18 protein-coding genes and 1 tRNA gene are annotated in these 18,788 nt (G+C 69.4%); 12 read left to right on the forward strand and 7 right to left on the reverse strand.

The features are described 5' to 3' along the window. The first annotated feature begins 223 nt into the window (after positions 1–223). Entirely contained in the window at positions 224–1,585 is a 1,362-nt protein-coding gene (locus QE374_RS08450; RefSeq protein ID WP_309733929.1) for an MFS transporter, read from the forward strand. A 124-nt stretch (positions 1,586–1,709) separates the two neighbouring features. On the opposite strand, the gene QE374_RS08455 is transcribed toward QE374_RS08450, so the two are convergent. The 4 genes from QE374_RS08455 to QE374_RS08470 all read right to left on the reverse strand — a co-directional run bounded on the left by QE374_RS08455 (position 1,710) and on the right by QE374_RS08470 (position 5,767). Further along, the gene (locus tag QE374_RS08455; RefSeq protein ID WP_309733930.1) at positions 1,710–2,345 is read right to left on the reverse strand and encodes an NAD(P)-binding domain-containing protein; all 636 of its coding nucleotides are present in this window, start codon (positions 2,343–2,345) and stop codon (positions 1,710–1,712) included. Between the two features lie 38 nt (positions 2,346–2,383). Next, positions 2,384–2,842, reverse strand: coding sequence for a GNAT family N-acetyltransferase (locus tag QE374_RS08460; protein WP_309733932.1), 459 nt, complete (start codon positions 2,840–2,842; stop codon positions 2,384–2,386). After that, complete coding sequence (locus QE374_RS08465; RefSeq protein WP_309733933.1) at positions 2,839–4,512, reverse strand: BCCT family transporter; 1,674 nt, start codon at positions 4,510–4,512, stop codon at positions 2,839–2,841. The genes QE374_RS08460 and QE374_RS08465 overlap by 4 nt, the downstream gene beginning before the upstream one ends. A 73-nt stretch (positions 4,513–4,585) precedes the next feature. Next, on the reverse strand, positions 4,586–5,767 hold the full coding sequence (locus QE374_RS08470; RefSeq protein WP_309733935.1) for an ATP-binding protein: 1,182 nt from the start codon (positions 5,765–5,767) through the stop codon (positions 4,586–4,588). A gap of 105 nt (positions 5,768–5,872) precedes the next feature. Between QE374_RS08470 and QE374_RS08475 the strand changes: the two genes are divergently transcribed. Further along, entirely contained in the window at positions 5,873–8,422 is a 2,550-nt protein-coding gene (locus tag QE374_RS08475) for a DUF2156 domain-containing protein (protein ID WP_309733936.1), read from the forward strand. A gap of 6 nt (positions 8,423–8,428) precedes the next feature. Here QE374_RS08475 and dcd read toward each other — a convergent pair whose 3' ends face one another. Beyond that, on the reverse strand, positions 8,429–9,034 hold the full coding sequence (gene dcd, locus QE374_RS08480) for a dCTP deaminase (protein ID WP_234073992.1): 606 nt from the start codon (positions 9,032–9,034) through the stop codon (positions 8,429–8,431). A 50-nt stretch (positions 9,035–9,084) separates the two neighbouring features. Between dcd and QE374_RS08485 the strand changes: the two genes are divergently transcribed. Next, positions 9,085–9,155 (forward strand) — tRNA-Gly (locus tag QE374_RS08485). Positions 9,156–9,771: 616 nt separating this feature from the next. On the opposite strand, the gene QE374_RS08490 is transcribed toward QE374_RS08485, so the two are convergent. Both QE374_RS08490 and QE374_RS08495 read right to left on the reverse strand, forming a co-directional pair. Beyond that, complete coding sequence (locus QE374_RS08490) at positions 9,772–10,470, reverse strand: hypothetical protein (RefSeq protein WP_309733939.1); 699 nt, start codon at positions 10,468–10,470, stop codon at positions 9,772–9,774. A 106-nt stretch (positions 10,471–10,576) separates the two neighbouring features. Then, a complete protein-coding gene (locus tag QE374_RS08495) occupies positions 10,577–10,792 on the reverse strand; it encodes a hypothetical protein (RefSeq protein WP_309733940.1) in 216 nt (71 codons plus the stop codon). A 92-nt stretch (positions 10,793–10,884) separates the two neighbouring features. On the opposite strand from QE374_RS08495, the gene QE374_RS08500 reads away from it, so the two are divergent. The 9 genes from QE374_RS08500 (at position 10,885) to QE374_RS08540 (ending at position 18,754) form a co-directional block, all read left to right on the forward strand. Further along, complete coding sequence (locus QE374_RS08500; RefSeq protein ID WP_309733942.1) at positions 10,885–11,811, forward strand: DUF368 domain-containing protein; 927 nt, start codon at positions 10,885–10,887, stop codon at positions 11,809–11,811. Positions 11,812–11,921: 110 nt separating this feature from the next. Then, positions 11,922–12,881 (forward strand): aldo/keto reductase, encoded by a 960-nt coding sequence (locus QE374_RS08505; RefSeq protein ID WP_309733944.1) that lies wholly within the window; start codon positions 11,922–11,924, stop codon positions 12,879–12,881. Further along, on the forward strand, positions 12,878–13,750 hold the full coding sequence (locus tag QE374_RS08510; RefSeq protein ID WP_309733945.1) for an amidohydrolase family protein: 873 nt from the start codon (positions 12,878–12,880) through the stop codon (positions 13,748–13,750). The genes QE374_RS08505 and QE374_RS08510 overlap by 4 nt, the downstream gene beginning before the upstream one ends. Continuing rightward, complete coding sequence (locus tag QE374_RS08515) at positions 13,747–14,769, forward strand: alcohol dehydrogenase catalytic domain-containing protein (protein WP_309733946.1); 1,023 nt, start codon at positions 13,747–13,749, stop codon at positions 14,767–14,769. Before QE374_RS08510 ends, QE374_RS08515 begins: the two co-directional genes overlap by 4 nt. Beyond that, positions 14,766–15,524 (forward strand): SDR family oxidoreductase, encoded by a 759-nt coding sequence (locus QE374_RS08520; RefSeq protein WP_309733947.1) that lies wholly within the window; start codon positions 14,766–14,768, stop codon positions 15,522–15,524. The genes QE374_RS08515 and QE374_RS08520 overlap by 4 nt, the downstream gene beginning before the upstream one ends. Beyond that, positions 15,521–16,168 (forward strand): bifunctional 4-hydroxy-2-oxoglutarate aldolase/2-dehydro-3-deoxy-phosphogluconate aldolase, encoded by a 648-nt coding sequence (locus QE374_RS08525; RefSeq protein ID WP_309733948.1) that lies wholly within the window; start codon positions 15,521–15,523, stop codon positions 16,166–16,168. Before QE374_RS08520 ends, QE374_RS08525 begins: the two co-directional genes overlap by 4 nt. Next, a complete protein-coding gene (locus QE374_RS08530; RefSeq protein WP_309733950.1) occupies positions 16,165–17,121 on the forward strand; it encodes a sugar kinase in 957 nt (318 codons plus the stop codon). The genes QE374_RS08525 and QE374_RS08530 overlap by 4 nt, the downstream gene beginning before the upstream one ends. Positions 17,122–17,153: 32 nt before the next feature. Further along, the gene (locus tag QE374_RS08535) at positions 17,154–18,005 is read left to right on the forward strand and encodes a fumarylacetoacetate hydrolase family protein (protein ID WP_309733952.1); all 852 of its coding nucleotides are present in this window, start codon (positions 17,154–17,156) and stop codon (positions 18,003–18,005) included. Beyond that, positions 18,002–18,754, forward strand: a complete 753-nt coding sequence (locus tag QE374_RS08540; protein WP_309733954.1) for an SDR family oxidoreductase — start codon at positions 18,002–18,004, stop codon at positions 18,752–18,754. The genes QE374_RS08535 and QE374_RS08540 overlap by 4 nt, the downstream gene beginning before the upstream one ends. The last annotated feature ends 34 nt before the right edge of the window (positions 18,755–18,788 follow it).

Genomic DNA, 18,788 nt, shown 5'->3' on the forward strand with positions numbered 1-18,788 from the left:
GACGGCCCGATGTGTGTGAAATCTGCTCGCCGACTCAGGTTGAGCCGCGATGACTCAAGGATAGACACATCGAACCTGAGCGTCAAGTGAACTTGATATGAATGCGCTCAACTTTGTTCGTCGAGGCGGCGTCCGCCAGCCGTTACGCTGAGCGCACCGCGACGACGCGGGCCGGCCCATCCGCGGCACCGGCTGTTCACCGAGAGGTTCTACCGTGCCCGACATGTCCGACAAGCCTGTCCCGGCCCCCGCGGAAGCCGCGGCGGCCTCCGTCGCCGGCACTCCCGCACCCGAACGCACCCGGCGCGGACCGGTGATCGCCTGGGGACTGTGGGACTGGGGATCGGCGGCGTTCAACGCGGTCGCCACGACCTTCGTGTTCACGGTCTACCTGACCAGCAGCTCGTTCGGGAGCACGGCAGGCACCTCGGCGGCCATGTCGTTCGCCCTCGCCGCGGCCGGCATCGTCGTGCTGCTCACGGCTCCGGTCACCGGTCAGCGCTCCGACGTGTCGGCGCACCGCAAGCGCTGGCTCGCCGTCAACACGGCCGTGGTCGTGCTGATGCTCGCTCTCATGTCGCTCGTCGCGCCCGACCCGGCGTTTCTCTGGCTCGGCCTCGCGCTGCTCGCGATCGGCACGGTGTTCTTCGAGCTCGCATCCGTGAACTACAACGCGATGCTCGCGCAGGTGTCGACGCCGAGCACCGTCGGCAAGGTGTCGGGCTTCGGCTGGGGCATGGGCTATCTCGGCGGCATCGTGCTGCTGCTCATCGTCTACTTCGGCTTCATCAGCCCCGAGGTCGGGCTGTTCGGCGTGACGAGCGAGAACGGCTGGGCCGTGCGCGTGTCGATGATCGTCGCCGCGGTGTGGTTCGGCCTGTCCGCGATCCCCGTGCTGATCGCCGTGCCCGAGAACACGCTCCTGCGTCCGATCGAGACAGAACGCGTCGGGTTCTTCGCGTCCTACGCGCTGCTGTTCCGCAACATCGCCAAGCTGTGGCGCGAGAGCCGCCACACGGTGTACTTCCTGTTCTCCAGCGCGGTGTTCCGCGACGGGCTGACGGGCGTCTTCACGTACGGCGGAGTGCTGGCGGCGGGCACCTTCGGCTTCAGCCCGGGCGAGGTCATCATCTTCGCCATCGCGGCGAACGTGGTCGCCGGCCTCGCGACCATCGCCTCGGGGCCTCTCGACGACCGCTTCGGCCCGAAGCCGCTGATCCTCGTCGCGCTCACCGGACTCATCGTCAGCGGCTCGTGCATCTTCATCTTCCACGCCGGAGGGGCGAGCATGTTCTGGGTGTTCGGCCTGATCCTGTGCCTGTTCGTCGGGCCGGCGCAGTCCGCATCCCGCACTTTTCTCGCCCGACTCATCCCGCCCGGACGCGAGGGCGAGGTCTTCGGCCTCTACGCCACCACGGGCCGCGCTGCGGTGTTCCTCGCGCCCAGCGCGTTCGGGCTGTTCGTGGTCATCGGCGGCGAGCAGTACTGGGGCATCCTCGGCATCGTGCTGGTGCTGGCCATCGGCCTGGCGATGCTCATCCCGGTGCGCGCCGCATCCCGTCGCGCCTCCTCTTCCTCCGTGTAACCCGCCCTCGTCCCCCCTACCGAGCCCGCGAGACTGCATTTCCGTCACGAGATCACTGTGTTTACCCGTGATCTCGTGCGAGAGATGCAGCCTCGCGGTGAGTAGGGCGTGGCCCGGATGCGGGTCAGCGGGTGGCGCGGGCCAGGTTGGCGCGCAGCTCGTCGGCGTTCTGGCGCACGACGTAGGCGGGCTGATCGCGCTCGACGCGCCAGCTCTCGGACAGCGACCCGGTCGTGACCGTGTCGTAGCCGAACTCGTCGTAGAGGGCGGTGATGAAGGCGAGGCCCTCGTCCGTGTCGGCGGCGGTCGCCAGCGCCCGGCGGTTCTCGGTGCCCGCGGGGGTGCCGTCGGTGTTGATCTGGGCCGCCACGATGTGGTTGAAGCCCTTCACGACGGTGGATTCGGGCAGACGCTCCTGCAGCATCTCGCTCGTCGTGGTCTGCTTGTCCTCGAGCACCTGGATGCGGCCGTCCCGCTCCCAGTAGTAGTTGTTCGTGTCGACGACGAGCTTGCCCGAGAGCTCCGCGACCGGCAGCTGGTCGATGGCCTTCAGCGGGACCGTGACGATGGCCCACTCGCCGAAGGCGGCCGCATCCGCCGCCGTGGCGGCGTGCGCCTTCGGACCGAGTTCGGCGACGAGGTCTGCGAGCGTCTCCGGCCCCCGGGAGTTGGCGATCGCCACCTCGTACCCTCGGTCGACGAGGCCCTTCGCGAGGGCCGATCCGATGTGTCCTGCTCCGATGATTCCGACGCGTGTCATGGTGAAGCACAACGCGGACGGATGCGGCGCATTCCCGCTCAGTCGGCGATCCGCCGCATCGGCACGTGGGGGATGCCGTCCTCGTGGAAGCGCTCACCGTCGACGGCGAACCCGAAGCGCGCGTACCAGGGTGCAAGGTGCTCCTGCGCGTCGAGCACGATCGCCGCCCCCGGCCAGCGCTCCCCCGCGCGCAGCACGGCGCGCGTCATGAGCTCGGCGGCCACGCCCCGCCCGCGCGCGGCCTCGGCCGTCGCCACGCGCCCGATGCGGGCGTGACCCGTCTCCTCGTCGTGCAGTAGGCGGAGGGTCGCGACGACCTCACCCTCCTGCTCGGCCCAGAACAGCTCCGCGTCCGGCTCGAGGTCGCGCCCATCGAGCTCCGGATATGCGGCGGCCTGCTCGACCACGAACACCGTGACGCGCAGCCACATCAGCCGATAGAGGGTCTCGGCGGGGACTTCCGCGAGACGGGCGAAGCGGTAGGAGGGTTGCGTCACTCCTTCACGTTAATGCGCGGGCGCCGCATCCACGCGGGCATCCGAAGCCCGCCCTCGTTCTCCTGCTCGACCTCGAGGCCGTAGTGGTCGCCGATCTGCTCGAGCAGCTGCGCGCGCTGCGCCCGGTCGTACACGCGTCTCTCGCGCTGGAAGGCGACGATCGTGGACCAGCACATCAGCAGCATCACCACGCTGAACGGCAGGGCGATGAGGATGGCGGCAGACTGGAGGGCCGTGAGGCCGCCGGCGATCAGCAGGGCGATGGCGAGCACCGCGGTGGCGAGGGTGAAGAACACGCGCACCCACCGCTTCGGCTCGGGGTTGCCACCGGTTGCGAGCATCGCCATGACGAGGGCTCCCGAGTCGGCCGAGGTGACGAAGAAGATGGCGATCAGCACGATCGCACCGATCGTCAGCACGGGAGTGCCCGGCAGGAACTCGAACAGGCGGAAGAGCGCACCCTGCAGGTCGACCTCGCCGTCAGTGAGCATCGAGCCGGGGTTGTGCAGCTCCTGGTACAGGCCCGACCCGCCGAGCACGGCGAACCACAGGATGCCGACGAGGGTGGGCACCAGCAGCACGCCCATCACGAACTGACGTACCGTGCGACCGCGGCTGACGCGTGCGATGAAGACGCCCACGAACGGGGCCCACGCGATCCACCAGCCCCAGTAGAACGAGGTCCACGCCGCCTGCCACTCCTCGCCCGCGGTTCCCTGGAACGCGCTCACCGTGAAGCTGAGCCCGACGTAGTTCTGCAGGTAGGCGCCGATCGACTGCACCCACTCGCGCAGGAGGTACTCGGTCTGCCCGAACACCAGCACGAACACGAGCAGAACCGCCGCGAGGATGAGGTTCGCGCTCGAGAGCCACTTCATGCCCTTCGTGACGCCGGAGAGCACCGAGAAGAGCACGAAGACGGTGATGACGGCGATGATCAGGACGTTCATGAGGGTGTCGGGTTCGGGCAGGCCCGCGGCCTGCAATCCGGAACCGATCTGCAGCACACCGAGGCCGAGCGAGGTCGCGACGCCGAAGATCGTGCCGCACAGCGCGATCGCGTCGATAGCGTTGCCCCACCCGCCGCGCACGCGCCGCCCGAGCAGGGGCTCCAGCGCCCAGCGGATGGAGATGGGGCGCCCGCGTCGGTGGATCGCGTACGCCAGGGCGAGTCCGACGACCACGTAGATCGCCCACGCCTGCACACCCCAGTGCAGGTAGGTCTGGGTGAGCGCGCCCTGCGCGAGCTGCTCGGGCGTTCCGGTGACACCGGGGCGGGGATCGACGTAGTGGCTGAGCGGCTCGCTCACGCCGTAGAAGACGAGACCGATGCCCATCCCGGCCGCGAACAGCAGCGAGAACCAGGCACCGAGCGAGAACTCCGGCTCGTCGGTGTCCTTGCCGAGCTTGATGTCGCCGAAGCGGCTGAAGCCCATGAACAGGGCGAAGGCGACGAAGAACGCCGCGATCAGCACGTAGTACCAGTTGAAGGTGTTCACGATGCCGGTCTGGATGGTGCCGAAGAACACCTCCGCCGCGCTCGGGAAGATGATCGCGAATGTCGCGGCGATCAAGACGACGGATGCGGCGGGCCAGAAGACCCACCGAGCGATGCCTCGCGTGGGCGCGGGTGCGGGCGGGGTGGCCGATTCGGGTGCGGTGCTCACCACCTCACCGTAGACAGGTCACGCGAGAGACCCCCTCACCTCTTGTGCGGCACGGCACTGCGAGGTAATGGCCGCGTCACTGGCGGGATGCGGGCAACTGGAACCAGGCGGTGGTGCCGCCGCCCGCGCGCGGCTGGATGCCGATCGTGCCACCATGCGCCTGCACGATGCGACGGCAGGTGGACAGGCCGATGCCGGTGCCCTCGACCTCCGTGTTCGCGCGGACGAGGGGGTCGAAGACGCGCTCGACGTCGGCGGGGTCGATGCCGGGGCCGCGATCTCCGACCTCGATGCACCATCCCTCGGGCGTGCGCTGCGCGCGCAGGTCGACCCGAGGATCCGTCCCGCCGAACTTCAGCGCGTTGGAGACGAGGTTCTGCAGCACCGCGCGCAGCTGGGTCGCATCGCCCGCCACGACGGGAAGGTCGCCGATCGTGATGCGCGGGTCGTCGTCGGTGACACCCAGGTCGGCGCGCACGTCGTGCGCGAGAGCACCGAGGTCGGTCGGGGCGAGGTTCAGCACTCCACCGAGGCGTGCGAAGGCGAGGATGTCGCGGATCATCTCCTGCATCCGGGACGTGCCGCGGATGCCGGTGGCCACCCAGTTCTCCACGGAGGGGGGAACCTTCAGCTCCTCCTCGAACTGCTCCTGCAGCAGGTGCAGCGACATCGTGACGGAGGTGAGGGGACCGGCGAGGTCGTGACTGATCTGACCGGCGAAGGCGGACAGGTGATCGTTGGAGCGACGCAGCTCGTCGCGGAGCTCCTCCGCCCGCTGCAGCACGGTGTGGAGATATCGCGTGCGTCGCTCGAGCTCGAGGATGTCGACGATCCGTGCGGCGAGCACGGCCAGCAGCGCTGTGCGGTGCTCGTCGATCTCGCGAGGCACGGTATCGAAGACGCACAGCGTGCCGATGGTCTCTCCCGCGAGCACGAGCGGATGGTTGGCATAGAAGCGGACGGACCCGAGGTCGCCCGTGACGAACGGGTTCGAGCGGTAACGCGGGTCCTCGCTCGCATCCGGGACGGCGACGGGTTGCCCCAGGTGCAGATTGAGCGCGCACATCGAGTCCTCGCGGCGGCAGATGTCCGCATCGAAACCGACAGCGGCGAGCTGATGCTGCGCGTCGTCGGTGATGATGTTGATCGTCGCCATCGGGACCTCGGCGACGAAGGCGGCGAGCTCGACCACCGAGCGCAGCGCGTCGGGAGGGCTTCCCAGCACGTCGTACTCCGAGATCACTTCCTGCACAGTCATCGTGTCGTCTCCCGGCCCCGTGGTCGCGTTCTCGATCCAGGTTAGGGTGCTGGCCCGCACTGTGGCGCGCAGTGGGTCGAAAGGTCCTCCTGCGACAATGACGCCATGTCCGCAGCTCCACCCGCATCCGTCTCGGAATCGCCTCTGAGCAGGATGCGGGGCATCGCGGCGATGGTGGCCGCGTGGCTGCGGCGGCATCCGTTCACGACGGTGCTGCTTCTCGTGATGCTGGTGACGAGCGTCGCGCAGATCGTCATCACCTCTCCCCCGGATGCCGATACCGGGCTGCTGCCGCCATGGAACGACTCGTTCGACGACTTCCGCTGGTGGTCGGCCATCACCCCCATGTTCGTCACGGGCTCCGTCCCGGAGCTGCTGACGACACTCGTGCTCGCGGTCGTCGTGGTGGGCCAGGCGGAACGGGTCATGGGTACGGCGCGGGCTGCGATCGCCTACGTCGCCGGCGGCTTGCTGGTCACCTCCGTCTCGATCGTGGTGGGGCTGCTCGAGGAACGCTTCCTCGCGTTCCTGCCGCTCAACGACGTCTTCTTCTTCACGCTCACCCCACTGGCCGCGATCGTGTGCACGGCGATGGCGGCCAGCTGCTTCATCGGTGCGCTCTGGCGACGGCGGGTGCGTCTCGCATCCCTTCTCGCCGTGTGCGTGCTCTTCCTCTACCGCGGCGACGCGGACAGTCTCTTCATCCTCGTGGCGCTGCCGGTCGGACTCGGCGTGGGCTTCCTCCTCGGCGGGCGGCGGGCGCGGACCCTCGTCGTGCGCAGCTCGCACCACGAGATCCGCGTGCTGCTCGCGTCGCTCGTGGCCGTGGGCGGCATCGGCCCCGTCATCGCGACGTGGTTCGGATCGGGCACCGGTCTGCTGTCGTTCTACGGGTTCCTCAGCATCGACCCGGTCGTCGTGGTCGACGGCACGACGTGCGCGTTCGGCTCAGTGGTCGACTGCCCCTCCGAGTACACGACGGCTGCCGAGGTGTTCCCGGCGGCGGGCTGGATCGCGCTGCTGCCGATGATCATCGCGCTGATCGCGGCGTGGGGCATCCTCCGAGGCCGGCGGGCGGCACTGTGGATCGCGGTCGTTCTCAACGCCGCGGTGTTCGGCTGGATCCTCGTGCAGTGGATCACGCTGCAGCCGGAGACGGTCGCCGACATCGCCGCGTATCAGGGGACGGATGCGGAGACCTACGTCTGGCAGACGATCTCCGGCGCGCTGCTGGCCGCCGTGGCACCGCTCGGCACGACGATCGCGCTGCTGGTCTTCCGGCGGCACCTCCGCGTGACGTCGAGCCCCGCCGCGCGCCGGCGTTACCTCGCGGTGCTGGGCGGCGCGACGGTGCTCACCGCGCTCATCGCGACCGCGGGACAGGTGCTGACGCGCCAGGGCCACGATCCGGTGATCGATCTGGGCGACATCCTGCTCGCTCTGCCGCTGCGCTTCATCCCGCCCACGCTGCTGCCGCCCGATGTGGTGACGTTCGTGCCGGAGACGTTCGAGGCGCGCATCTTCTGGTACCTGCCGCCCGCGATCTTCTGGGCGGGCGCGGTGCTCGCGACGGCGTACCTGATCTTCGCGCCGGCGGCGGTGGGCGACCGGGACGACCGCATCCGTGCGCGCGAGCTGCTGCGCGCGGGCGGCGGCGACTCGTTCAGCTTCATGTCGACCTGGCCCGGCAACTCCTACTGGTTCTCGCCCGACGGCACCGCCGCGATCGCGTATCAGGTGCACCACAATGTCGCCGTGACGGTCGGCGGCCCCTTCGGCCCGGCGTTCGCGGAGGTGCGGGTGTTCGAGCAGTTCGCGGCGTTCTGCGGAGACAACGGATGGCGGCCGGTGTTCTACAGCGTGAGCGATGGACCGAGCGCCGAGCTCGCGTCGAGGGGCTGGTACCGGCTGCGGATCGCCGAGGAAGCGCTGCTCGACGCGCAGGAGTGGACGCCCGCGGGCAAGAAGCGGCAGGACATCCGCACGGCGACGAACAAGGCTGCGCGCGAGGGCGTGACGGCGGTGTGGACGCGCTGGGCCGAGCTCAGCATCGCGCAGCACCTGCAGCTGCGCACGCTGTCGGAGTCGTGGCTGGCCGACAAGGAGCTCCCCGAGATGGAGTTCACGCTCGGAGGGCTCGACCAGGTCGACGATCCGGATGTGCGGCTCATGCTCGCCATCGCCGAGGACGGTCGTATCGAGGCGATCACGAGCTGGCTGCCGCTGTACGGTCCTGAGGGACTCCGCGGCTACGTGCTCGATGTCATGCGTCGGCGGCACGAGGCGTTCAACGGCGTGATGGAGTTCGTCATCGGCGCGGTGGTCGTACAGCTCAAGGAGGAGGGGCTGCAGACGCTGAGCCTGTCGGGCGCGCCCCTCGCGTACACGGCGGAGGCCGGAGCGGAATCGGATGCGGTGCAGCGCATGCTCGATCTCGCGGGGTCGCTGCTGGAGCCGGGTTACGGCTTCCGTTCGCTGCACAGCTTCAAGCGCAAGTTCCAGCCGGACTTCTCCCCCGTCTGGCTCGTGGTCGCCGATTCGGCGGCGCTGCCCGCAACGGGTCTCGCGCTCGTGCGGTGCTACCTGCCTCAGCTCACGCTCCGGCAGGCCGCGCGCATGGCGGCGACCCTCGGCCGCGACCGCGCGCGAAGCTGAACCGGGTCAGCTACCGGCGGCTCCCGCATCCGTGATGCCGACGTCGGTGACGTGGAAGTTGCGCGAGGAGCGGGATGCGGTGGGCCCGCGCTGGCCCTGGTAGCGGTTGCCGTAGGGGCCGGAGCCGTAGGCGTTCTCGGCGGGCGAGCTGAGGCGGAAGAAGCAGAGCTGCCCGATCTTCATGCCGGGCCAGAGCTTGATCGGCAGGGTCGCGACGTTGGAGAGCTCGAGGGTCACGTGACCCGTGAACCCGGGGTCGATGAATCCGGCCGTGGAGTGGGTCAGCAGGCCGAGGCGGCCGAGCGACGACTTGCCCTCGAGGCGGGCGGCGACGTCGTCGGGCAGGGTGACACGCTCGAAGGTCGCGCCGAGCGCGAACTCGCCCGGATGCAGGATGAACGGCTCGTCGGGGCGCACCTCGATCAGCCGAGTGAGCTCGGGCTGATCCTCCGCCGGGTCGATGAAGGGGTACTTGTGGTTGTCGAACAGCCGGAAGTACCTGTCCAGACGCACGTCGACGCTGGAGGGCTGCACCATCTCAGGGTCGGAGGGCTCCAGCCCGATGCGTCCGTCGGCGAGTTCCTGCTTGATGTCGCGATCCGAGAGCAGCACGCGCCCAGCCTAGCGAGCAATGCCCTTTGCTATGCTGGCCGCGTACCCCCGGGGCTGTAGTTCAATGGCAGAACTTCTGCTTCCCAAGCAGACAGCGCGGGTTCGATTCCCGTCAGCCCCTCAAAATGACTGAAGGCCCGGCTCGTCCGGACCTTCAGTCATTTCCAGTGACGCGGGAATCGAAAGCAGGCGAAGCCTGCGTATTCGATTGGGCCCACGACGCAGAGGCTCCGCGGCCCGCGCAGCGGGACGTGGAGAAGCGTTGGGGACCGTCAGCCCCTCTGATGGAAATAGCGGTCCGGCTCGTCCGGGCCGCTATTTCCATGTAACGGCAGAGTGAATCGAACCCTTGAGTGGGCCCCCGCCGCCAGAGGCTCCGCGCGCGGCGCAGCCGCGTGTGGAGAAGGCGGCGGGGACGATTCCCGTCGGCCCCTCCACACGACGGAAATCGAGAGCGGGCGAAGCCCGCGAGGGGCCCCGCTTGCCCTGGCCCTTCGCGCGCGCCCGGGCCCCCTCTGTTTCGTGTCTCATCTTTGGGGTCTTGCGAGCCTTGGTCCGATGACCCTCGCGATGCGCCGTCGCAGGATCCGATCCCGAACTCTCCGCAACCGTCGGCGAGTGCGGGCTTCTCTAGCGCCCTATCCACAAGCGTTCCGAGCACCTGAGTAGCGTCCTACCTCCGTTGCGTACGCAAGCAGTGCCCCCCCCACGCGGCGGCCAGAAGGCGCCGCCCATAGTCATCGGATGCCGTTCCCTACATGGGAAGCAATCGCACGGAGCGCCTTGACCGCGTTCTTCAGGTGGTCTTCAGCGGTTCGCCCGTCAGACTTCCCACCAGTGCCCGCCAAGGTGATCAAGGCGGGGTAGTCGCGCAGGTCGTACTGGATTGAGTCGCTATACGAGCGTCGATCCCTGCCGTCGCCCGGCTCCCACTCGTAGCTGATTCCGATCTTCCCTGCATCCGGCGCACCTATGTTCTCTGGGCGGCTTGCTCCGTTGCTCGCCAGGACCTGCCAGAGCAGCCGTCGATGCGCTCCGGGAGCCAAATCGAACGGATTCGCGAATACCCTCGCTTGCGCAGAACCGACCACGTCATCGCCGTTTCGTGCGCCGAACTCGCCGTCAAGCAAAGTGATCCGTATCCCCCGGGCACTGGTCTTACCGTGATTCCGAATCACGACATCGAACGATGGCAGCGATGCAATACCTGGCACGATGTCCACCCCGACGTACGGGCGTGTCTGCGCATCCGAGTTCTCAGCCTCGCTGCGAGCCGCAGCACGCATCTGTCGTCCGGTCTGCACGATTGACATAGCAGCGGCGACAAAAGCGGCACCCGCGATCACGACGCCAACGACGGTAGCGACCGCGGTCAGCCACGTCGCGGCAAGCATCGACTCGGCCACCTCGTCGGCACGGGCAAGAAGCGGATCCACACCCCGAGAGTAGCGAGGGGCACTGACGACGCTCCGGGACGACAACCCACGCGAAGGCACGCGTGCCCCTGAGATCGGAGGACTCGCGCGACTGCGGTGAGATAGCTCAATCAAACACACGCATTTCCGGTACGAAGGCGCTCGAGTTGCGCGACCCATTCGTTGCGGCCCATTTCCCCAAAAGTTCGTGCGAACGCAGCGGATCCATATCGATCGCGATGCGAACGGGCGTGCAGCCCGTCTCCTCCTTGACACGCGTAATCTCGCCGATCGCCACGACCGTCGCATCGACGTTAACAATCACCGCAAGCTCGGAGTTCATGACCTGTCCGCACGAGTCCGCCACCACTGAGATCCGCGCTCGGCCCCTGCCCGAGTAGCCCCTCCCCGACCCCTCCCGTAGCGTAGGGAGGTATGGCCGACACCCTTGCCGACCGACGCTCACCCCTCCGACCCGCCGTGGATCTCGTCCGCGGCACCCTGATCGGCGCGGTGGAGGTGGTTCCGGGGGTCAGCGGCGGCACGGTCGCCCTCATCGTCGGCGTCTACGCCACGCTCATCGAAGCGGCCAGTCACGTGGTGCGCGGCACGCTCGCGCTGACCGATGTCTTCCGCCGCAAGGGTCTGGCCCGCGCCGCATCCCACTTCCGCGCCGTGCGCTGGGCGGTGGTCGTACCGGTGCTCCTGGGGATGGTGCTCGCGGTCGTGCTCGGCGCGAAGCTCCTCGCCCCGCTCGTGCAGGACTTTCCGACCGAGACCCGCGCGGTGTTCGGCGGCATGATCGCCGCATCCCTGCTCATCCCGATCCGGATGCTGGGCCGCGACTGGACCTGGCGCCTCGCCGTCGCGACCCTCGGCGCGGCGGTCGCCGCCTTTCTCCTCACCGGCCTGCCGTCGGGAACCATCGAGGATCCGCCGCTCGTGATCGTCGCCCTCGCCGCATCCGTGACCGTCTGCGCCCTCGTGCTCCCCGGCCTGTCGGGTGCCTTCCTGCTGCTCGTGTTCGGCCTCTACGAGACGACGCTCGTCGCCCTGAACGAGCGCAACGTTCCCTACATCGTCGCCTTCGCGATCGGCGCGGTCGTCGGCCTCAGCCTGTTCGTCAACATCCTGCGGATGCTGCTCGCCCGCTTCCACGCGGCGATGCTGGCGATCATGACCGGACTCATGCTCGGCTCCCTCCGGGCTCTCTGGCCCTGGCAGGATGCGGCAGGCAGCGCCGTCGCGCCGACGGGCGACGCCGTGGGCCCGGTGCTGCTGGCCGCCGCCGGCGCCGCCGTCGTGCTGGCGGTCGTGGCGGTGCAGGCGCTGCTCGAGCGGCGAGCGCAACGCGCCGGTTAACCGATCTGCCCCCAGAAAACCCAGAGCATCCGCATCCCGGACTCTGGCGCGATTCGCCATGCGCACATCCCTACATAAGATGTATGATCATTCGCGGACGAAGGGGTTTCATGCATCAGCGGGCGATCGGTGGGCTGGCCGTATCCGAAGTGGGCTTCGGCGCGGCACAACTGGGCAACCTCTACCGCGTGACGACCGACGACGAAGCGTCCGGCGCGGTCGACACCGCGTGGGCGCGCGGCATCCGGTACTTCGACACCGCGCCGCACTACGGCGTCGGCCTCTCGGAGAAGCGCCTCGGCCTGGCGCTGCAGGGCCGCCGCCGCGAAGACTTCGTCGTCTCCACGAAGGTCGGGCGCGCCCTCATCCCGACCCCGGAGCGCGCCGCCGCAGGCATCCTCGACAACGACCACGGCTTCATGGCACCCGCGACGCACCGCCGCGAATGGGACTTCTCGCGCGACGGCATCCTGCGCTCGCTCGAGGGGAGCATGCGCCGCCTGGGGTTGGACCGCATCGACATCGTCTACCTGCACGACCCCGACGAGCATTGGGATGCGGCATCCACGACCGGCGTCGACGCCCTCATCGAGCTCCGCGAGCAGGGCGTGGTCAGCGCGATCGGCGCGGGGATGAACCAGACCGCGATGCTGGTGCGCTTCATCGAGCAGTGCGACATCGACGTGGTCATGGTCGCCGGTCGCCACACGCTCTTCGATCGCACCGCGCAGGAGCGACTGCTGCCGCTCGCGCACGAGCGCGGTGTCTCGGTCGTCTCCGCCGCGGTCTACAACTCTGGTCTTCTGAGCAACGCGGTCGTCCGCGACGACGCCACCTACGACTACGGCCCCGCCCCCGCGGAGGTCCTGGCCCGTGCGCGGCGCCTTGCGGCGATCGCGGAGCACCACGGCATCACCCTCCCGGATGCGGCGGTGCAGTATCCGCTGCGCGACGACGCCGTCGCCTCGGTCGTGGTCGGGATGCGGACGGCCGCGCAGGTGAACGGAACCGCTGACCGGTACGAGACCGCGATCTCCGACGACGCCTGGAAGGAACTGGAGTCCGCATGATCGTCGACGCCCACCTGCACGTCTGGGACCCGAGCCGCGCTCCCTACCCCTGGCTCACCGCCGACCTGCATCCCCTCGATCGCGCGCTGCTGATCGACGATATCGCAGCGGATCTCGACCGGGCGGGCGTCGCCCGTGTCGTGCTCGTCCAGGCCGCCGACAACGCCGACGACACCGCCGTCATGCGTGTCGAGGCCGCGCGGCACCCCGACCGGGTGGCGGCGATCGTGGGCTGGCTGCCGCTGGACGATCCCGACGCCGTCGAGGAGGGTCTCGCCGTCTTCACCGAGGATCCGCTGCTCGTCGGGGTGCGCAACCTCATCCACGAGCGCGAGCCCGGATGGTTGTCGCAGCCCGCCCAGAGCGCCGCGCTGGGCCTGCTCGCCGAGGCGGGCCTCAGTCTCGACTTCGTCACCGGCTCGGCCGACGCCCTCGCCGAGATCCCCGAAATCCTGGAGCGTCACCCGACGCTGCGCATCGTCATCGACCACCTGGGCAAGCCTCCGATCGGCGGCAGCCCTTCGGACCGCGCGACCTGGCGAGAACTCCTCGCCGAGGCGGCCGCGCATCCCCTGGTGCACGCCAAGGTGTCGGGGCTGTACCCGCCCGTGGGCGACGCCCGCGCCTGGGACGTCGACGACGTCCGCCCGTTCATCGAGGATGCGGCCGAACTGTTCGGCGCCGGCCGCCTCATGTACGGCAGCGACTGGCCCATCGTCGAGCGCGCCGGCGGGCACGGGCGCGTGCACGGCGCACTGCTCGAGATCCTCGACGGCTGGGGCGCCAGCGAACGCGCCGCCGTGCTGTCCGGCACCGCCACCCGCTTCTACCGCTTCTCCCGCATCCCCCTGGAAAGGACCACCGCATGAACGGCCTCGTGTACGAGGGCAACGGCACCGTCAGCCCCACGCAGCTCACCGCCGCATCCCCCGCCGCGGGCGACGTGCAGATCGCGGTCGCCTACACGGGACTCTGCGGCACCGACCTGCACATCGTGCACGGGAGCATGGACCAGCGGGTGCGCACCCCGCTCGTGTTCGGACACGAGATGAGCGGTACGGTATCGGCCGTCGGCGAGGGCGTGACCGACTGGCAGGTCGGTGACGCCGTGACCGTGATGCCGCTGGACTGGGACGGCACGTGCCCCGCGTGCCTCGCGGGCAACCAGCACATCTGCCAGAACCTCGATTTCATCGGCATCGACTCTCCCGGTTCCCTCCAGCAGCTGTGGAACGTTCCCGAGCGCACCCTCGTCCGCATCCCCGCCGGCACGCCGCTGGATCACGCGGCCCTCATCGAGCCCGTGGCCGTCGCCGTCCACGACGTCCGACGCAGCGAGCTGGCGCCCGGCGACCGCGCTGTCGTCATCGGAGGCGGCCCGATCGGTCTGCTGATCGCCACGGTGGCTCGCCACTTCGGGGCCGACGTGCTCGTCATCGAGCTCGACGAGAAGAGGCGTGCGCAGATCGCCGACCTCGGATTCGCCACCCTCGACCCGCGCGAGCGCGACCAGAAGGATGCCGTCGACGAGTGGACGGGCGGGGCCGGTGCCGACGTCGTCTTCGAGGTCTCCGGCGCGGCGCAGGCTGTGCTGGGCGCGACCGACCTCGCGAAGGTGCGCGGCACCATCGTCGTGGTCGCCATCCACCCCACGCCCCGCCCGCTCGATCTGCAGCGCGTGTTCTGGCGCGAGCTGCGCATTCTCGGCGCCCGCGTCTACCAGCGCACCGACTTCGAGACCGCGGTCGAGCTCATCGCCGCGGGTGTCATCCCAGCCGATCGCCTCATCAGCGGCATCGTCTCGCTCGACGAGGCCCCCGCCGCGTTCGCGGAGCTGGAGTCCGGACGCGCGATGAAGATCCTCGTGGATGTGGGGGGCGCGCGGTGAGCGGGCTCTTCGACCTCACCGGACTCACCGCCGTCGTGACCGGCGCCCGGCGCGGGATCGGCTCCGCGATGGCTCTCGCCCTGGCCGAGGCCGGCGCGGACATCATCGGAGTGAGCGCGTCGCAGGCGTCGTCGGGCAGCGAGATCGAGCGCGCGGTCACGGAGCTCGGCCGCGGGTTCGAGGGAATCGCCTGCGACTTCTCCGACCCGATCGCCGTCGAGGCGCTCGCACGCTCGCTGGCCGAGCGACGCGTCGACATCCTCGTTAACAACGCCGGCACCATCGAACGCGCGCCGGCCGCCCGGCATCCGCTCTCGTCGTGGGATCGTGTGCTGCAGATCAACCTGTCCGCGCCCTTCGTGCTGGCCCAGGCGATCGGCGGGCAGATGCTCGCCCGCGGGCGGGGAAAGATCATCTTCACCGCGTCGCTGCTGAGCTTTCAGGGCGGCATCAACGTGCCCGGCTACACGGCCGCCAAGTCCGGCATCGCCGGGCTCACGAAGGCGCTCTCCAACGAGTGGTCGGCGCAGGGCGTCAACGTCAACGCGATCGCCCCCGGCTACATCGCGACCGACAACACACAGGCGTTGCGCGACGACCCCGACCGCTCGGCCGCGATCCTCGAGCGCATCCCCGCCGCCCGCTGGGGGCGGCCCGACGACCTGGCGGGCGCCACGGTGTTCCTCGCCTCCCGCGCCTCGGACTACGTCGACGGCATCACCCTGCCGGTCGACGGGGGCTGGCTCGGGAGATGACGACGACGGATGCGGTCGCCGAACTCGAGCGGATCGGTATCGTCCCGGTCGTCGTGCTCGACGACGCGCACCACGGCGCCGCATTGGCCGAGGCGCTGCTCGCCGGCGGTATCGGCTGCGCAGAGTTCACGCTGCGCACGCCCGCCGGCCTCGGCGCGCTGCGTGAAGCGGCACAGGTCGAGGGCTTCCTCGCGGGCGCCGGTACCGTGCTCGACGCGGCGCAGGTCGACGCGGTCGCCGAGGCGGGGGCCGGTTTCCTCGTGTCGCCTGGCTTCTCACCTGCCGTCGATGGCCGCGCACGCGCACGTGGAATCGCCGCCGTTCCCGGCATCGCGACGGCGACCGAGCTGCAGCGCGCACGCGAGGGCGGCCACACCCACGTGAAGCTCTTCCCGGCGGGCACGTTCGGCGGCCCGGCCTATGTGGATGCGCTGGCGGGGCCCTTCCCCGACATGAGGATCCTGCCCAGCGGAGGCGTGTCGGCGCAGAACGCAGCGGCGTACCTCGAGCGCACCACGGTTTTCGCCGTCAGCGGCAGCTGGATGGTGCCGCGGGCCGCGATCGCCGCGGGCGATTTCGCCGCGATCCGGAAGCTGGCACGCGCGTGCCGGGAACTCCACGACCAGGCCAGGAGCAGCGCATGACGACACCGAAGCGCGTGCTGACGTTCGGCGAGAGCATGGGCCTCATCCGCGGCGACGCCCTCGGCGGATTCGAGCGCCTCGCCACCGCATCGGTCGACACCGGCGGGGCTGAGGGCAACACCGCGATCGGGCTCTCGCGTCTGGGGGTGCCGGTGACCTGGCTCGGGCGCGTCGGACATGACGCACTGGGCCGACGGGTCGTCGCCGACCTCCGCTCCGAAGGCGTCGACGTCGTGGCCGTCACCGACGAGTCGGCCCCGACCGGCCTGATGCTGAAGTCGACGCCGCGCTCCGGCGCAACCGTCGTCAACTACTACCGCTCTGGCAGTGCGGGCAGCAAGTTCGATGTCGCCGACCTCGATCGGGTGGACTTCTCGGCCTACGACATGCTCCACGTCACGGGGGTGACCCTGGCCATCTCCCTCCGCGCACGCGAGGCCCTCTTCGAAGCGGTCCGGCGCGCGAAGACCCACGGTCTCATCGTGTCGTTCGCGGTGAACCACCGCGCGAAGCTCTGGAGCATGAGCACGGCGCGCAGCGTCTGCAACGACCTCCTCCCGCTCGTGGACATCCTGTTCGCAAGCGACGAAGAGGCGCGGATGCTCACGCCCGCCGCGCGCTCCGCCGCAATCAACGACCTGCCGCCGCTGCTCATGCGGTCGGGCCCCTCCGACGTCATCGTGACGCGCGGCAGTCGCGGATGCGTCGCCGGGATCGACGGCACCGTTTACCAGGTGCCCGCCGAACGCATCAGCCCTGTCGATACGGTCGGCGCCGGAGATGCCTTCGCGGCGGGCTATCTTGCGGGTCGCGCCCGCGGACTGTCGACCGACGAGAGCCTGCGCATCGCAACGCGGTGCGGCGCCTGGGCCTGTCTCCATCCCAGCGACTGGCAGGGAGCAGCCCGCGAGGAAGATCTCGCGGTCCGTATCGACGACGTGGTCATCCGCTGACCGCCGACCCCGCGAACGAGCAAAGGAAGAGCATGAGCCTCGCGAGACTGGGCCCGGTGGGCCAGGAGATCCCCGTTCTGTGGCACGACGGCGTTCCGCTCGATCTGCGTCCGATCACGACCGACATCGACGCGCACTTCTTCGCCGCCGATGGGATCGCGTCCGCCCGTCGGGCCGCCGCGAAGGGCGAGCTGCGAGAGGTCGCGGGATGGCAGAGCCTCCGCGTCGGTGCGCCTCTCGCCCAGCCCGGCAAGATCGTGTGCGTCGGTCTCAACTACCACGATCACGCCGCAGAGACCGGCGCCGCCGTTCCCGCCGAGCCCGTCGTGTTCATGAAGGACCCGAGCACGATCGTCGGTCCCTTCGACGACATCCTCATCCCGCGCGGGTCCGCGAAGACGGACTGGGAGGTGGAACTGGGCGTTGTTGTCGGCTCGACCGCGCGATACCTGCGTTCCCCCGATGAAGCCCTCGGCCACGTCGCCGGTTACGTCGTCTCCCACGACGTGTCGGAGCGCGAGTTCCAGCTCGAACGCGGCGGACAGTGGGACAAGGGCAAGAGCTGCGAGACCTTCAACCCGCTGGGCCCGCTCATCGTCCCCGCGGCCGATGTCCCCGACCCGCAGTCCCTCGCGCTGCGGCTGTGGGTCAACGGTCAGCTGCGCCAGAACGGATCGACCGCGCAGCAGATCTTCTCCGTCGCTCACGTCATCTGGTACCTCTCCCAGTTCATGGTTCTGCGCCCCGGCGACCTGATCAACACGGGAACGCCCGCCGGCGTCGCCCTGGGTCTGCCGGATCACCCCTACCTGCGTCCGGGCGACGAGGTCGAGCTGGAGATCGAGGGACTCGGGCGCGCGCGACAGCGGATGGTGGCGGCATGAGCACCGGCGAGTTCGACGGCCTGGTGGCCGCGGTCACCGGTGGGGCGTCGGGGATCGGTCTCGCGGCGGCGATCGCGCTCTCCGGCCGGGGAGCGCACGTCGTCGTGCTCGATCTCCACGTCGACGCGCTGCCGGCGCCACTGGAGGGTGTGCGCGCGGACGTCCGGGACCGCGCGTCGCTCGAGGATGCCTTCGCCTGGATCGTGGATCGCTTCGGCGGCCTGGACGTCCTCGTCAACAGTGCGGGCGTCAGTTGCGTCGGCACCGTCGAGGAGACGACCGAGGAGGACTGGGAGCGGGTGCTCGACATCAATGTGCGCGGGACAGCGAGGGCGAGCGCGGGGGCGCTCGTGCATCTGCGGCGTTCTGCGCACGCCGCGATCGTCAACGTCTGCTCCATCGGAGCCCTCAACGGTCTGCCGCGTCGCGCCGTGTACAACGCCTCGAAGGGTGCCGTCCTGTCGCTGACCTACGCCATGGCCACGGATCATGTCGCAGAGGGCGTGCGGGTGAACTGCGTGAGCCCCGGAACCGTCTCGACGCCGTTCGTCGACAGGATGCTCCAGCAGTTCGACGATCCGGTCGCCGAACGCGCGGCGCTCGATGCCCGCCAGGCCACGGGCCGGATGGTGACTCCCGAAGAAGTGGCGGGCGCGATCGCGTATCTCGCGAGCCCGCGCTCGGGATCGACGACGGGAACAGCCCTCGAGGTCGACGGCGGCGTGACGCATCTGCGCACCCGCACGTAGTTCATATGATGTATGCTCTATAGCAGGTCACGGT

The organism is Microbacterium sp. SORGH_AS_0428 (assembly GCF_031453615.1).
Lineage (GTDB): Bacteria > Actinomycetota > Actinomycetes > Actinomycetales > Microbacteriaceae > Microbacterium.